The organism is Streptomyces atratus, assembly GCF_014648655.1.
Classification (GTDB): domain Bacteria; phylum Actinomycetota; class Actinomycetes; order Streptomycetales; family Streptomycetaceae; genus Streptomyces; species Streptomyces atratus.
In genome coordinates this window covers 37,147-50,659 of the sequence record NZ_BMRN01000010.1, presented here as the reverse complement: position 1 = coordinate 50,659, position 13,513 = coordinate 37,147, and the positions used below count along the sequence as shown (strand labels likewise).

Annotated in this window: 18 protein-coding genes; 12 read left to right on the top strand and 6 right to left on the bottom strand. The window is 69.0% G+C overall.

Translation table 11 applies throughout. The features are described 5' to 3' along the window. Positions 1-536 precede the first annotated feature (536 nt). The 3 genes from galT to galK are packed head-to-tail and all read left to right on the top strand — an operon-like array spanning position 537 to position 3,720. Positions 537-1,580, top strand: coding sequence for a galactose-1-phosphate uridylyltransferase (gene galT / locus IEZ15_RS18770; protein ID WP_189278248.1), 1,044 nt, complete (start codon positions 537-539; stop codon positions 1,578-1,580). Further along, positions 1,577-2,557: a UDP-glucose 4-epimerase GalE gene (galE, locus tag IEZ15_RS18765; RefSeq protein ID WP_189278247.1), complete on the top strand. Its 981-nt coding sequence runs from the start codon at positions 1,577-1,579 to the stop codon at positions 2,555-2,557. Before galT ends, galE begins: the two co-directional genes overlap by 4 nt. After that, on the top strand, positions 2,554-3,720 hold the full coding sequence (galK, locus tag IEZ15_RS18760) for a galactokinase (protein WP_189278246.1): 1,167 nt from the start codon (positions 2,554-2,556) through the stop codon (positions 3,718-3,720). The genes galE and galK overlap by 4 nt, the downstream gene beginning before the upstream one ends. On the opposite strand, the gene IEZ15_RS18755 is transcribed toward galK, so the two are convergent. After that, on the bottom strand, positions 3,713-4,156 hold the full coding sequence (locus IEZ15_RS18755; protein WP_189278245.1) for a GNAT family N-acetyltransferase: 444 nt from the start codon (positions 4,154-4,156) through the stop codon (positions 3,713-3,715). The two genes, galK and IEZ15_RS18755, sit on opposite strands and share 8 nt — an antisense overlap. A 276-nt stretch (positions 4,157-4,432) precedes the next feature. Here IEZ15_RS18755 and IEZ15_RS18750 point away from each other — a divergent pair, with 276 nt between their 5' ends. Continuing rightward, positions 4,433-5,224: a response regulator transcription factor gene (locus IEZ15_RS18750; protein ID WP_114244958.1), complete on the top strand. Its 792-nt coding sequence runs from the start codon at positions 4,433-4,435 to the stop codon at positions 5,222-5,224. On the opposite strand, the gene IEZ15_RS18745 is transcribed toward IEZ15_RS18750, so the two are convergent. Further along, entirely contained in the window at positions 5,183-5,680 is a 498-nt protein-coding gene (locus IEZ15_RS18745; RefSeq protein WP_189278524.1) for a MarR family winged helix-turn-helix transcriptional regulator, read from the bottom strand. The two genes, IEZ15_RS18750 and IEZ15_RS18745, sit on opposite strands and share 42 nt — an antisense overlap. Positions 5,681-5,806: 126 nt before the next feature. On the opposite strand from IEZ15_RS18745, the gene IEZ15_RS18740 reads away from it, so the two are divergent. The 5 genes from IEZ15_RS18740 to IEZ15_RS18720 all read left to right on the top strand — a co-directional run bounded on the left by IEZ15_RS18740 (position 5,807) and on the right by IEZ15_RS18720 (position 9,180). After that, positions 5,807-5,968 (top strand): toxin-antitoxin system HicB family antitoxin, encoded by a 162-nt coding sequence (locus IEZ15_RS18740; RefSeq protein WP_189278243.1) that lies wholly within the window; start codon positions 5,807-5,809, stop codon positions 5,966-5,968. Further along, positions 5,965-7,173, top strand: coding sequence for an RNA-guided endonuclease InsQ/TnpB family protein (locus IEZ15_RS18735; RefSeq protein WP_189278241.1), 1,209 nt, complete (start codon positions 5,965-5,967; stop codon positions 7,171-7,173). The genes IEZ15_RS18740 and IEZ15_RS18735 overlap by 4 nt, the downstream gene beginning before the upstream one ends. A 133-nt stretch (positions 7,174-7,306) precedes the next feature. Then, positions 7,307-8,107: a trans-aconitate 2-methyltransferase gene (locus tag IEZ15_RS18730; RefSeq protein WP_189278239.1), complete on the top strand. Its 801-nt coding sequence runs from the start codon at positions 7,307-7,309 to the stop codon at positions 8,105-8,107. Next, positions 8,104-8,466: a VOC family protein gene (locus tag IEZ15_RS18725; protein ID WP_189278236.1), complete on the top strand. Its 363-nt coding sequence runs from the start codon at positions 8,104-8,106 to the stop codon at positions 8,464-8,466. Before IEZ15_RS18730 ends, IEZ15_RS18725 begins: the two co-directional genes overlap by 4 nt. Positions 8,467-8,844: 378 nt before the next feature. Further along, on the top strand, positions 8,845-9,180 hold the full coding sequence (locus IEZ15_RS18720; protein WP_189278234.1) for a hypothetical protein: 336 nt from the start codon (positions 8,845-8,847) through the stop codon (positions 9,178-9,180). A 14-nt stretch (positions 9,181-9,194) separates the two neighbouring features. Here the strand turns inward: IEZ15_RS18720 and IEZ15_RS18715 are convergent, their stop codons facing one another. Together IEZ15_RS18715 and IEZ15_RS18710 are read right to left on the bottom strand one after the other, a co-directional pair. Beyond that, complete coding sequence (locus tag IEZ15_RS18715; RefSeq protein WP_229845963.1) at positions 9,195-9,614, bottom strand: hypothetical protein; 420 nt, start codon at positions 9,612-9,614, stop codon at positions 9,195-9,197. Positions 9,615-10,100: 486 nt separating this feature from the next. Next, on the bottom strand, positions 10,101-10,664 hold the full coding sequence (locus IEZ15_RS18710) for a Uma2 family endonuclease (protein WP_189278232.1): 564 nt from the start codon (positions 10,662-10,664) through the stop codon (positions 10,101-10,103). Positions 10,665-10,934: 270 nt separating this feature from the next. Between IEZ15_RS18710 and IEZ15_RS18705 the strand changes: the two genes are divergently transcribed. From IEZ15_RS18705 to IEZ15_RS46415, 3 genes are read left to right on the top strand one after another with little or no spacing between them, the layout of a single operon-like run. After that, positions 10,935-11,234, top strand: a complete 300-nt coding sequence (locus IEZ15_RS18705; protein ID WP_189278230.1) for a Scr1 family TA system antitoxin-like transcriptional regulator — start codon at positions 10,935-10,937, stop codon at positions 11,232-11,234. Positions 11,235-11,248: 14 nt separating this feature from the next. Then, on the top strand, positions 11,249-11,461 hold the full coding sequence (locus IEZ15_RS18700; RefSeq protein ID WP_189278228.1) for a DUF397 domain-containing protein: 213 nt from the start codon (positions 11,249-11,251) through the stop codon (positions 11,459-11,461). Then, positions 11,458-11,670, top strand: coding sequence for a DUF397 domain-containing protein (locus tag IEZ15_RS46415; RefSeq protein WP_189278226.1), 213 nt, complete (start codon positions 11,458-11,460; stop codon positions 11,668-11,670). The genes IEZ15_RS18700 and IEZ15_RS46415 overlap by 4 nt, the downstream gene beginning before the upstream one ends. Positions 11,671-11,779: 109 nt before the next feature. Here IEZ15_RS46415 and IEZ15_RS18690 read toward each other — a convergent pair whose 3' ends face one another. Next, the gene (locus IEZ15_RS18690) at positions 11,780-12,466 is read right to left on the bottom strand and encodes a TetR/AcrR family transcriptional regulator (protein WP_114244950.1); all 687 of its coding nucleotides are present in this window, start codon (positions 12,464-12,466) and stop codon (positions 11,780-11,782) included. Further along, the gene (locus IEZ15_RS18685; protein WP_189278224.1) at positions 12,463-13,464 is read right to left on the bottom strand and encodes an acyl-CoA desaturase; all 1,002 of its coding nucleotides are present in this window, start codon (positions 13,462-13,464) and stop codon (positions 12,463-12,465) included. Before IEZ15_RS18685 ends, IEZ15_RS18690 begins: the two co-directional genes overlap by 4 nt. Positions 13,465-13,513: the final 49 nt, after the last annotated feature.

Genomic DNA, 13,513 nt, shown 5'->3' with positions numbered 1-13,513 from the left:
GACGATCCCGCCGTGGATCACGAAGAGGCCGCCGGTGATCCGCCGGATGTCGAAGAGTCAGGGCGCGGTCGCGGACTTCTGCTCCGGTTCGGAGACTTCCTTGTGCAGGTCGGGCATGGTGGGTCCCTTTGATCAGAACGAGTACGGGGCGCAGCGCGGGGCGGCGAGGACGATCGCGCCCCCAGCCCAGCAGGGCCGGCTTGCGGTGCCAGGCGCTGTCGCCCTCGGCCGACGCCTCCTCGGCGTCCGGGGACTCGGTCCCGTAGACCAGTCCGGCCAGTTCGGCCCCGGACCCCGGACACCGGACTTCATCGAGGCCTGCTTCCTTCGCTGCGCGAACTGAACTCGAAGGAAACTACGCTCTTGTGTTCAAAAACTGAACACTTTTCCTGGGGTTCTTTGTTTGATTGCGATCGTCTGGCCGGTAAATCCAGGCAGGAGGTGCTAGAGATCCTGCCCGCACACGCCCCGTCGGCGTCATTGACGCGTCTGTTGATTTGTGGTTCATTGTGTTTGGTTATGTTTGGAGGAACCTGGTGAAGAAGACGGTTACGACGCTTGCCGACGGCCGGGAGCTGCTCTACTACGACAGTCGTGACGACGTCGTGCGCGACGCCGTCGACCGGCGGCCCCTCGACGCCGTCTCGACCTCGTCCGAGATCCGCCGTGACCCGTTCCTCGGCGACAGCGTCGCCATCGCCTCGCACCGCCAGGGCCGCATCTACCACCCGCCGGCCGACGAGTGCCCGCTCTGCCCCTCGCGGGACGGCCGGCTGAGCGAGATCCCCGAGGCGGACTACGACGTCGCCGTCTTCGAGAACCGCTTCCCCTCGCTCGCCGGTGACTCCGGCCGCTGCGAGGTCGTCTGCTTCACCGCGGACCACGACGCGTCGTTCGCGGACCTCACCGAGGACCAGGCCGCCCTGGTCCTGGAGGCATGGACCGACCGCACCGCCGAACTCGCCGAGCTGCCGCAGGTCAAGCAGGTGTTCTGCTTCGAGAACCGGGGCGCCGAGATCGGCGTCACGCTCGGCCATCCGCACGGACAGATCTACGGCTATCCCTTCGTCACCCCGCGCACCGAGCTGATGCTCCGTTCGATGGAGGCCCACCGCGCCGAGACCGGCCGCAACCTCTTCGACGACGTCGTGGCCCGCGAGGAGAAGGACGGCTCGCGGATCGTCATCGGTGGCGAGCACTGGGTCGCCTTCGTGCCGTACGCGGCGCACTGGCCGTACGAGGTCCACCTCCACCCCCGCCGTCGCGTCCCCGATCTGAGGGAACTCGACGAGGCCGCGCGCGCGGAGTTCCCACAGATCTATCTGGAACTCTTGAGGCGATTCGACCGGATCTTCGGCCCCGGCGAGCCGCCGACCCCGTACATCTCGGCCTGGCACCAGGCACCGTTCGGTGTCCCGGGACGGCAGGACTTCGGGCTCCATCTGGAGCTTTTCACCATCCGACGCACCTCCGGCAAGCTGAAGTTCCTCGCGGGTTCCGAATCCGGCATGAACGTGTTCATCAACGACGTGCCGCCGGAGGCCGCGGCCCAGCGACTGCGAGAGGTAGCGAGCGAGTGAGCAAGCCCCAGAAGAAGTACCTGGTCACGGGTGGCGCGGGTTATGTCGGCAGCGTGGTCGCCCAGCATCTGCTGGAGGCCGGTCACGCGGTCACCGTCCTCGACGACCTCTCGACCGGGTTCCGGGAGGGCGTCCCGGCCGGGGCCGAGTTCATCGAGGGCCGCATCCAGGACGCGGCGAAGTGGCTGGACCCCTCCTACGACGGGGTGCTGCACTTCGCCGCGTACTCGCAGGTCGGCGAGTCCGTCGTGGACCCGGAGAAGTACTGGGTGAACAACGTCGGGGGCTCAGTGGCGCTGCTCGCCGCGATGCGGGACGCCGGGGTGCGGACCCTGGTCTTCTCCTCCACCGCCGCGACCTATGGCGAACCGGTCACCACTCCCATCACGGAGTCCGACGCGACCGCGCCCACCAACCCCTACGGCGCCACCAAGCTCGCCGTCGACCACATGATCACCGGTGAGGCGGCCGCGCACGGACTGGCCGCCGTCTCGCTGCGCTACTTCAACGTGGCCGGGGCGTACGGCAGTTGCGGGGAGCGGCACAGTCCCGAGTCGCACCTCATTCCGCTGGTCCTCCAGGTCGCCCTCGGACAGCGCGAGTCGATCTCCGTGTACGGCGACGACTACCCGACCCCCGACGGCACCTGCGTCCGCGACTACATCCATGTCGCCGATCTCGCCGAGGCCCACCTGCTGGCCCTGGACGCGGCCACCGAGGGTGAGCACCTGATCTGCAACCTCGGCAACGGCAACGGCTTCTCGGTGCGCGAGGTCATCGAGACCGTCCGTGAGGTCACCGGCCACCCGGTCCCCGAAACCGCGGCCCCGCGCCGCGCCGGTGACCCGGCTGTGCTGGTCGCCTCCGCCGCCACCGCCAGGGAGCGCCTCGGCTGGACGCCGTCGCGCGCGGACCTGACCGGAATCGTCTCCGACGCCTGGACGTTCGCCCGCCGAGAGGAGCTCACCACCCCATGACCGAGAACAGTGAGCTGACCGCCGCCTTCACCGAGCTGTACGGGAGTGCCCCCGAAGGGGTCTGGGCGGCACCCGGCCGAGTGAATCTGATCGGCGAGTACACCGACTTCAACGACGGTTTCGTGATGCCGCTCGCGCTGCCGCACACCGCGCGGGCCGCCGTCGCCCGCCGCACCGACGGCGAGCTGCGACTCCACTCGACCGACGTACCGGGTGGTGTCGTCCGGCTCCGGGTCGACGAGCTGGCCCCGCACCAGGGGCACGGCTGGGCGGCGTACCCGGCCGGAGTCGTCTGGGCGCTGCGCGAGGCCGGTCACCCGGTCACCGGGGCGGACATACAGCTGACCTCCACCGTTCCCACCGGAGCCGGGCTCTCCTCCTCCGCGGCCCTCGAAGTCGTCACCGCGCTGGCTCTGAACGACCTCTTCGAACTGGGGCTCTCCGCCTCGGAGCTGGCGGTCATCGGCCAGCGCGCCGAGAACGTGTTCGTCGGCGTGCCGTGCGGGGTCATGGACCAGATGGCGTCCGCCTGCTGCACCGAGGGCCACGCGCTGTACCTCGACACCCGCGACCTCACCCAGCGCCAGGTCCCCTTCGACCTGGCCGCCCACGGGCTGCGGCTGCTGGTCGTGGACACCCGGGTCAAGCACGAGCTCGGCGACGGCGCGTACGCCGAGCGGCGGGCCGGCTGCGAGGCGGGGGCCGCCGCGCTCGGCCTGCGAACGCTGCGCGAGCTGCCGTACGAGGGTCTCGGCGCGGCCCTGGACACCCTGGCCGAGGCCGGGGTCGACGAGTCCGTGGTGCGTTACGTACGCCATGTGGTCAGCGACAACGAGCGGGTGGAGCAGGTCATCGCGCTGCTCGACGCGGGCGATGTGCGGGCCGCGGGCCCGGTCCTCGACGCGGGGCACGTCTCGCTCCGCGACGATCTGCGGGTCTCCTGCCCGGAGTTGGACCTGGTGGTGTCGGCGGCGGGCGGGGCCGGGGCGCTCGGTGCGCGGATGACCGGCGGTGGCTTCGGCGGCTCGGCGATCGTGCTGGTGGACGAGGTGCAGGCGGACACGGTCGCCAAGTCCGTGCTGGAGGCGTTCGCTTCGGCGGGGTACGCGGCGCCGCGGATCTTCCCCGCCGTTCCTTCGACGGGTGCCCGACGTCTCAGCTGAGATCCTTGGTCAGGATGAATTCGGTGACTCCGGGCGGGTAGTTCTCGACCCGCCCGCTCACCTCGTAGCCCCGCTTCCGGTAGAAGTCCGGAGCCTGGAAACCCCAGGTCTCCAGCCGGGAGCGGGTGCAGGCCCGATCGGCCCCGGCCACCCGTTCCGCCTCGGCGAGCAGCCGTGAGCCGAGGCCGCAGCCGCGATGGCGGGCGCCGACCCAGAGCTGGTCCACATGAAGCCAGTGCGCCCAGGTGCGGCCGGTCAGACCACCGGCGATGGCGCCCAGCTCGTCCAGCGCCCACACTTCCAGGGGGAGTTCCTGCCCGGCGGGGTCGGTGCGCAGCACGCGGAGCTCAGGGGAGCCGGCTGTGTTGTCGTCGCGCAGTCGCCGGCTGAGCAGGGTGCGCCGCCCTTTGTCCACTTCTGTCTCAAGACGGAACATGTAACACAGCCTACGGAGCAGAGCCTGTCAGTTCTGCGAATTGCCTTCCGCCCCGGCGCCCCGGCCGTACCCTGATGCACAGCACCGGTGGGGGCCGGTGCTGATTCAGGGGTACGAGACAGTCGGGTACGGCGCCCGGGGCGGGTTGCGGTCGAAACACGGCGGCGGTCGTGGGACTGCGGTCCATCTCCCCGATCCGGGCGGCCGTACCCGCGCCGTTCCGTCCCTTCGGCGGGCCGGGGGTGGCCCAGCAACAGAGGCAGCTTGGGGGTGCCTGTGGTTCGTATCCGGGTTCTCGTGGTGGACGACCACCGCATTTTCGCCGAGTCGCTCGCAGCGGCGCTCGCGGCCGAGCCGGACGTCGATGTGGCGGCGGCGGGCAGTGGCCCCGCCGCGCTGCGATGTCTGGAACGGGCGGCCGCCGAGGGGCGAGGCTATGACGTGATGCTGGTCGATGCCGAACTGGGCATCCTGGCCGCGGCGAGGGGCCGCCGGGCACCCGTCCCGGTCCCCCGCAGCGGGGAGAACGGCCCGGTGGACGGCATCTCGCTGGTCGCCGGGGTCCGTTCGGGTCAGCCTTCCGTGCATACGGTGGTGCTCGCCGAGAAGGACGACCCGCTCCGGGCCGCGCTGGCGCTGCAGGCCGGGGCCTCGGGCTGGGTCGCCAAGGACTGCTCGCTGCAACGGCTGCTCACGGTCATCCGGGGGGTGCTGCGGGACGAGACACATCTGCCCCCGGCCCTGCTCACGGGCGTGCTGCGGGAGCTGACGGCGGCGCGCAAGCACCGCACCGAGAGCGAGGAGCTGGTCGAGTCACTGACCCCGCGCGAGCGCGAGGTGCTGCGCTGCATGGTGGCGGGCCTGGGCCGCAAGGCAGTGGCGGAGCGGCTCTACCTCTCCCCGCACACGGTGCGTACGCACATGCAGAACGTGCTGGGGAAGCTCGGCGTGCACTCCACGCTGGCCGCGGTCGCGCTGGCCCGGCGGGCGGGGGTCGGACCGGTCGATCTGGAGCCGACCCGGGTCCTAGCCGGGGACGTTGTCGAACGGAGCGGTCAACTGGCGTAGCAGGCTGGCCAGTTCACCGCGCTGGTGGGCGGAGAGCTCGGCCAGGATGGCGCGTTCCTGGGCGAGCAGGCCGGCCAGCGACTCGTCGGCCCTGTCGCGCCCCTCGGCGGTGAGCCGGACCAGTACGCCGCGGCGGTCGCTGGGGTCGGGGAGCCGCTCGACGAGGTTCTTCTTGGTCAGCCGGTCGATACGGTTGGTCATCGTGCCCGAGGTGACCAGGGTCTGGGTGAGCAGCTGGCCGGGGGACAGCTGATAAGGGTCACCCGCGCGGCGCAGCGATGTCAGTACATCGAACTCCCACGGCTCCAGATTGTGCTCGGAGAAGGCGATCCGGCGGGCCCGGTCCAGATGGCGTGCCAGGCGGGATACGCGGCTGAGCACCTCGAGTGGTTCCACGTCGAGGTCGGGGCGCTCGCGGCGCCATGCAGCGACCAGTCGGTCGACCTCGTCCTCCATCAGAATCCTTTCGAGGGGACCACCGGCCCCGGCCGGTGGGGGAATCGAATCCGCGACCGCGTTGCGGAGCAGCGCAGCGTCTGATTCCAACCCTGACTCACCGTCACTTCTGGTAGCGTTTTGGTTGTGGCTAGAGGTGATCGCCGGGAGTCGCTCAATCTGCGCGTGCCCCCGGACTTGAAGCGGCAGGTCGAGGAGTACGCCGACGAGACGGGCATCTCGATCAACGCCGCTGCGTGCATCCTTCTGGCTGAGGCCCTGCGCGTGGAGCGGAGGCGCAAGGCGTGATCCGCGCGTACAGGTTCCTGATGCGCCCGACAGCCCGGCAGGCGGTTGCCCTGGGCGAGATGCTGCGGGATCACTGCTCGCTCTACAACGCGGCGTTGCAGGAGCGTCGGGACGCCTACCGGCACAGCTCGAAGACTTCGGTCAAATACGGTGCCCAGTCGGCACAGCTCAAGGAGATCCGGGCGTTCGATCCGGAACGTCAGGGGCGTTGGTCGTTCTCCTCGCAGCAGGCGACCTTGCGTCGCCTGGACAAGGCGTTCGCCGCGTTCTTCCGCCGCGTCAAGGCCGGGCAGACCCCGGGATACCCACGGTTCAAGGGCGTCGGCCACTTCGACACGGTGGTGTTCCCGAAGGACGGCGACGGATGCCGCTGGGACCCCACCCCGCACGACCCTGTCACCCGTGTCCGCCTGCAAGGAATCGGGCATGTGCGTGTGCACCAGTACCGGCCCGTGCAGGGCCGGGTGAAGACGATCGGTGTCAAGCGCGAGGGCAACCGGTGGTACGTGGTCCTCTCCTGCGACGAGGTGCCCGCCGAGCCCCTCCCGTCCACAGGTGTGATGGTCGGCATCGACATGGGTGTGACGCACTTCCTCACCACCAGCGACGGCGAGCACATCCCCAACCCTCGCTTCCTCGGAGCCGCTGCCGGGGAACTCGCCGCAGCGCAGCGGCACCTGGCGACGTTCCCCAAGCGCACCCGGCGCCGCACGAAGGCGCACCGGGCCGCTGTCCGCAGGGTGGCGAAGCTGCATGCGAAGATCCGCCGTCAGCGCGTCGACCACGCCCAGAAGACCGCGCGCGCACTGGTCCGCGATCACGACGTGATCGCCCACGAGCGCCTCAACGTCGCGAGCATGACCCGCGCCCCCAAGCCGAAGCCCGCCCCGGACCGGCCCGGTGTGTTCCTTCCGAACCAGCGGGCCGCCAAGGCCGGACTCAACCGCAGAATCCTCGACACGGGTTGGGGGGTGTTCCTCGCGATCCTCACGAACAAGGCTGAAAGCGCCGGTCGGATCATGATCCCGGTGGACCCCCGCAACACCTCCCGCACCTGCCCCGACTGCGGGCACGTCGCGAAGGAGAACCGTGTCACCCAAGCGAGGTTCAAGTGCTCGGCGTGCGGGTTCACGGCCCACGCGGACCACGTCGGCGCACTGAACGTTCTCAACAGGGCCGGGCTGGCCCTCTGCGATGCGGCCTAGCCAATTACGCAGGAAGCCCGCGCGTCTACGCGTGGGTGGAGTCACGTGGATCAGTGTAGAGGGTCTGTCGACATGAAGTCTCTTGAATTCAAGTGTCTTGACATCAAGATATCTCTGACGTGATCCTGAACCCATGACCACACCCACCTGGGACCCGCAGCAGTACCTGCGCCACGCCGACCACCGCACCCGCCCCTCCCTCGACCTCCTCGCCCGCATCCCCGACCTCCCGGCCGCCCCCGCGCCCCGTATCGCCGACCTCGGCTGCGGAGCGGGCAACGTCACCGTCCTGCTCGCCGACCGCTGGCCCGGGGCCCGGATCACCGGCTACGACAACTCCTCGCAGATGCTCGAACGGGCCCGCGCCCACGCCGGCCCCCACCTCGACTTCGCCGAGGCCGACGCCACGACCTGGACCCCCGCCGAGCATCACGACCTGATCTTCTCCAACGCCCTGCTCCAGTGGGTCCCCGGCCACACCGCCCGCTTTCCGGCCTGGCTGGACGCGATCACCCCCGGCGGCACCTTCGCCTTTCAGGTCCCCGGCAACTTCGACCAGCCCAGCCATGTCCTGATGCGGGAACTCGCCGGGTCCCCGCGCTGGCGCGACCGTCTGGCCGGCGAGCTGCGCCACGCCGACGCGGTGCTCAGCCCTGCCGCCTACCTCGACGCGCTGACGGCCCCCGGCATCACGGCTGACGTCTGGGAGACCACGTATCTGCATCTGCTGCCCGGCGAGGACCCGGTACTCGACTGGGTGAAGGGCACCGGCCTGCGCCCCGTCCTGACGGCCCTCGCCGACGACCCCGAGGCCCGCGAAGCGTTCCTCGCCGAATACCGCGACCGGCTCCGCACCGCCTACCCCAAGGGCCCGCACGGCACGGTGTTCCCGTTTCGCCGCATCTTCGCCGTGGCCCGCAAGGAGACGCGGTGATCGCCGCCGTCGACCACGTCCAACTGGCCGCCCCCGAAGGCTCACAGGACGCGCTGCGCACGTACTACGTGGACACCCTCGGCATGACGGAAATCGCCAAACCCCCCGCCCTCGCGGTCCGCGGCGGCTGCTGGTTCCAGGCCGGTCCGGTCCAGCTCCACCTGGGTATCGAGCCCGGCTTCCGCCCGGCGAGGAAGGCCCACCCGGGCCTGCGCGTCACGGACATCGAGGCGTTCGCGGCGCGGCTGGAGAAGCACGGCGCCGAGGTGCGCTGGGACGGCGAACTGCCGGGGCACCGGCGCTTCTTCAGCCACGATCCGGTGGGGAACCGGCTGGAGTTCCTGGAGCGGGTCGCCTGACGAGCGACAGGGCTCAGTCGTACCGGAGTGTCCGGCGGCAGGCCCGAGGGCTGCGATGCCGCCCGTACATAGCGGCGGGCCGCGCTCGCGTACGAGGATTCCGCGGGGTAGGGAGAACCGGGCCGGTGCTTGTGGAGCGATGGCGTGCGCGTGCGCTCGCGGACGATCAACAATCAGCTGTGCGAGGGCGGGTGCAGTACTGCGGTGTGGCCAGCCCCTTTGGCCTTGGCCCCGTAGCCATGCGGCCTGGAAAGATCAACAGGTCTGGGACGGGCGGGCGAAGCGTGAAGGGGTAAAAAAGTGCAGATAGCAGAAAGATCTGCTGTTCCTGGTGCCCGGCGGATATGGGGGCGAATAGGTCGATGCGTCCTGACGTACGTGCTCCTGCACACCGCAGCGTGGGTGATTATCGCGCTTTTGGTTCCGTGGGAAGACTCCATCGTGCAGATCGTTGGGATCAGCCTTGGCATGCTCGCCCTCGTCGGCCTTCCGACGATCCTTCTCGCGGTCCTGGCGGGCTTGGGGCACAGAAAAATGGTGCCGGGCCGGTTTCGGGGGGCACTGGTGGCTCCGATGCTGGTGTTCATCTGGCCGTGTCTGGCCGCCAGCACGGCCGAACCTCTGGTGTTCGAACTCATGGTCCAACTTGCGTTCGCCTGCTATCTGATGCCGGTACCGCTCGTGCCCGAGAAATGGGTGGGACGGGTCCAGTAGGGCGTTCTGCGAGGTCAGACGTGGCAGCGTACGTTGACGAGCAGCGTGTCTGCGGGCAGTGCAAGGAGATAGGACTGGACACCCCGGCGCCCCTCGCCGACGTCTGGCTCGTGGACGCACTCGGCGCGACTGTGACACGCGCCGTGCAAGGGTGCTTCGTCCAGTTCGTACCACCATCCACCTGGAGTCAGCACGTTGCGTGAAGGCAAGAGGCTGAACTCGTATGTCGCGACGTATTCCTCGCGGCTGCGTTGGCCGATACCGACCGCGTTCCAGCCGAAGGAGAAGTGGTCCGCGATATCTGGCCGGGCCATTGTCGGCGCGACCTCGGCCCAGGCGCGGACGGCCGGCTGGGCATGGTAGTCGGCGGCCTCCTGTGACGTTTCGTACGAGGCCCTGGTTCCTGCGGCGGCGAGGCGACGGTAGAAGAACACTGACTCGTCGTCCGCAGCCGGATGATGGGAGGCTACCTCCTGCCATCGATCCCAGACCCGGCCCGCGTGCTCGGCGCCCCTCGCTCGGAGGGCATCGCTCGGTTGGCATCGCGGAAATCGATCAGCCCCCTCGGCCCACCCGCGCATATTCCGGGCAGACCGGGATCCAACGTGCCGTCCCAGCGGGGACGACCGGTTCCGTCGACGGTCGGCCCGGACAGGCTGGCAGGTGCGGCCATTTCAAGAACCATGTGGGAGTTCGAGGATGTCGCAGGGGCGGTCCAGGCTGCGGCCGCCCCAGCGAATTTAGTCGGCAAGGCTGTTGCGGTCGGCAAGGCGGTGGGCGCCGACGGCGAGGTTCCTCAGCGCGGTCATGGCACGGGGGCGAGCCGGTCCGCACATAGGAGGCGTCCTCAATGCAGAGGGGGTCGCGGATGATGAGCCGTTCCAGTTTGGTCGCCGGACGCAGCGGGCTGCGCCCTGGACTCAGAGCTGATCGAGCGCGTCCCGCGTGATGTCGATGTCGATCGGGAACGGGACACCCGTCTTGAGGCGGTCGTGGTGGATTCCGGTCAGGGCGTACGTCTTGGACACCGGGTCCAGCTCGTAGACCCGCACCACCGCGTGCCGGTCGGTGCCGGCCATCTCGACCAGCCAGAAGTTCGGGATACCGGCGGCGGCGTACTTCTGCGGCTTGGTATCGCGGTCGCGGGCCTCGGAGTCAGGGGAGACGACCTCGACGGCGAGAAGGACGTCGGCGGCCCGGTAGAGAGTCTCGTCCGGGCCCAGCTCGATCTCGGCGCGAATGATCGAGATATCGGGTTCTGGGCCGTTGTGCCGGTCGAGGACCACGGTCATGTCACGGCGGACTTTCAGTTTCGGGGGCGTCGCGCGCCGTATGCCGGTCACCAGGAGATCGACCATCGTGCTGTGGAAGATCTGCTGCGGACTGGCGAACACCAGACTCCCGTCGAGTAGCTCGGTGTGCGGCGGAAGCTCGGGCAAGGTGAACAGATCGCCCACCGTGTATCCGCCCTGCTCGGTAGTCATGTGCTCTCCCACGGATGGGATTCTGAACCTGTTACCTCGTGGTGTCGGCCGGAATCGAGCGGCGTCATCAGATGGTGTGACGCCGGTCCGGTGTCGACCTCGGCCCAGACGAGGAGACCGCCACATGCGTGCCGCTGGCCCCACCCGGTGGCCAGCGCGTCGACGATCAGCAGCCCACGTCCGTCCTCCTGGTCCGGCGGGGGCGCGTCCGCCGCGGTCGCACTGCCCTGACGACGCTGTTCTCCGCCGCCCTGTCGGGGTCCGGACGTGATGTCCGCGCAGATCGATCACCTGAGCGCCATGGCCCAGCGTCCCAACGTGGACATCCAGGTGCTCAAGTTTGCCGCGGGCGCTCACGCCGCAGGGTCCGGCGGACACTTCCTGATCCTTGGACGGGACGACGAGAAGAATCCGCTCAACAGCATGAACGTGGTCTACCTCGAACTACACAAGCGCGGCTTGTATCTCGACGCCCCCACCGAAGTGCAGAGCTACAAGCTGATGTTTGACTACTTGCGATCCCAAGCGGCCGATACGTCGAACAGCGTCGAACTGCTGGCCGCAGCATGACAGGAGCTGATCCGATGAAAAACGCACCAACCGATGCTCGGTTCGCTGCTGCGGACTGGACGAAGAGCAGCTATAGCGCAGCTGACAACGAGTGTGTGGAGGTCGCATTCGCCAGGTTGTGGGTCGCGGTCCGGGACTCGAAAGCAACGCAGGGGCCCGTGCTCCCTGTGACTGCGGAAGCGTTCACCGCGTTCGTGATCGGTGTGCAGGGCGAGGAGCTGACGTGAGAGCGCCGGCCGACTCGCGCGGATCGCGCTGGGCCACGAGCACTTACAGCTCGGGTGACAGGGACTGCGTCGAGGTGGCCTTCGTGGCAGGCATGACCGGTATCCGGGATTCGAAGGTCGCGCACAGCCCTGTGCCGGCTACACCCGGCGACGCGTTTGCTGCGTTTCTTGGCGGAGCCAAGGGCAGTGGGCTGGACCGGACTGTCTGACGCGACCGCCTCCGGGGCAACGCGGAGTGGGTCGAACCAGCTGGTGCGGTCCACTCCATCGGCGGCCCGATCCGGCCGACCGCTCGGGCCGGCCCTTGCGCGCCGCACCTCAGCTCTTGCGGTGCCCCACCAGCCGCGGCTTCGCCTCGAGGTTCTCCAGGCCGTGCCAGGCCAGGTTCACCAGATGGGCCGCGACCTCCGCCTTCTTCGGCTTGCGGGCGTTGACCCACCACTGGCCGGTCAGGGCGACCATGCCGACCAGTGCCTGGGCGTACAGCGGGGCCAGCTTCGGGTCGAAGCCGCGGGCCTTGAACTCCAGGCCCAGGATGTCTTCCACCTGGGTGGCGATGTCGCTGATGAGGGAGGCGAAGGTGCCCGTCGACTGGGCGACGGGGGAGTCACGGACCAGGATGCGGAAGCCGTCCGTGTACGTCTCGATGTAGTCGAGCAGGGCGAACGCCGCCTGCTCCAGGAGTTCGCGGGGGTGGCCCGCGGTCAGGGCGCCGGTGACCATGTCGAGCAGCTGGCGCATCTCGCGGTCGACCACGACGGCGTACAGGCCCTCCTTGCCGCCGAAGTGCTCGTAGACGACCGGCTTGGAGACGCCGGCCCGGGCCGCGATCTCCTCGACCGAGGTGCCCTCGAAACCCTTGTCGGCGAAGAGGGTGCGGCCGATGTCCAGCAACTGCTCGCGGCGTTCCTTGCCGGTCATCCTCACGCGGCGGGTACGCCGGGTGGAGGAGGGACGGTTCTTCTCGTTGCTCGTGCTGCCGTCGGTCGCCACGTCGTCAATCATGCCGCGTCGGCGTGCGCGGACTCGCGCCGGGAGTCGATACGGCGGGAGTCGATCCGGGCGGAGTCCGGCCAGCGCACGTCGTACGCCCAGCCCAGTTTCTCGAACCAGCGGATCAACCGGGCGCTCGAATCGATCTGGCCCTTCATCACGCCGTGGCGCGCGCTCGTCGGGTCCGCGTGGTGCAGGTTGTGCCAGGACTCGCCGCAGGACAGGACCGCGAGCCACCACACGTTGCCGGACCGGTCACGGGACTTGAAGGGACGCTTGCCGACCGCGTGGCAGATGGAGTTGATCGACCAGGTGACGTGGTGCAGCAGGGCCACCCGTACGAGAGAACCCCAGAAGAAGGCGGTCGCCGCGCCCCACCACGACATCGTCACCAGACCGCCGACCAGCGGCGGGAACGCCAGCGACACGATCGTGAGAGTCAGGAAGTGGCGGGAGATCCCGCGGGTCGCCGGGTCCTTGACCAGGTCGGGGGCGTACTTCTGCTGCGAGGTCTGCTCCTCGTCGAACATCCAGCCGATGTGCGCCCACCACAAGCCCTTCATCAGAGCGGGGAGGCTCTCGCCGAAACGCCACGGCGAGTGCGGGTCGCCCTCCGCGTCGGAGAAGCGGTGGTGCTTGCGGTGGTCGGCCACCCAGCGCACCAGCGGGCCCTCCACGGCCAGCGAACCCGCGACGGCCAGAGCGATGCGGAGCGGGCGCTTCGCCTTGAAGGAGCCATGGGTGAAATAGCGGTGGAAGCCGATCGTGATGCCGTGGCAGCCGACGAAGTACATCGCCACGAGCAGACCCAGATCGAGCCCGCTCACGCCTCGGCCCCAGGCCAGCGGCACTGCGGCGACCAGCGCCACGAACGGCACCACGATGAACAGCAGAAGGGCGATCTGTTCGACCGACCGTTTGTTGTCCCCGCCGAGCGTGGCGGAGGGCAGGACCTGACAGTCGGCCGCCGATGGCTGGGTGTCGTCGATCACAGCGGGGCTGGTGTTCATGGGGAGTCCCCTGGGGATGAGGAATACGACGGACAGCTCTGGCTACGCA

Bases quoted from the DNA above. Each gene is read 5' to 3' on its own strand.
- galK (WP_189278246.1), top strand. From the start codon at position 2,554: ATGACCGAGAACAGTGAGCTGACCGCCGCCTTCACCGAGCTGTACGGG.
- IEZ15_RS18755 (WP_189278245.1), bottom strand. From the start codon at position 4,156: ATGTTCCGTCTTGAGACAGAAGTGGACAAAGGGCGGCGCACCCTGCTC.
- IEZ15_RS18745 (WP_189278524.1), bottom strand. From the start codon at position 5,680: ATGGAGGACGAGGTCGACCGACTGGTCGCTGCATGGCGCCGCGAGCGC.
- IEZ15_RS18730 (WP_189278239.1), top strand. From the start codon at position 7,307: ATGACCACACCCACCTGGGACCCGCAGCAGTACCTGCGCCACGCCGAC.
- IEZ15_RS18710 (WP_189278232.1), bottom strand. From the start codon at position 10,664: ATGACTACCGAGCAGGGCGGATACACGGTGGGCGATCTGTTCACCTTG.
- IEZ15_RS18705 (WP_189278230.1), top strand. From the start codon at position 10,935: ATGTCCGCGCAGATCGATCACCTGAGCGCCATGGCCCAGCGTCCCAAC.
- IEZ15_RS18700 (WP_189278228.1), top strand. From the start codon at position 11,249: ATGAAAAACGCACCAACCGATGCTCGGTTCGCTGCTGCGGACTGGACG.
- IEZ15_RS18690 (WP_114244950.1), bottom strand. From the start codon at position 12,466: ATGATTGACGACGTGGCGACCGACGGCAGCACGAGCAACGAGAAGAAC.
- IEZ15_RS18685 (WP_189278224.1), bottom strand. From the start codon at position 13,464: ATGAACACCAGCCCCGCTGTGATCGACGACACCCAGCCATCGGCGGCC.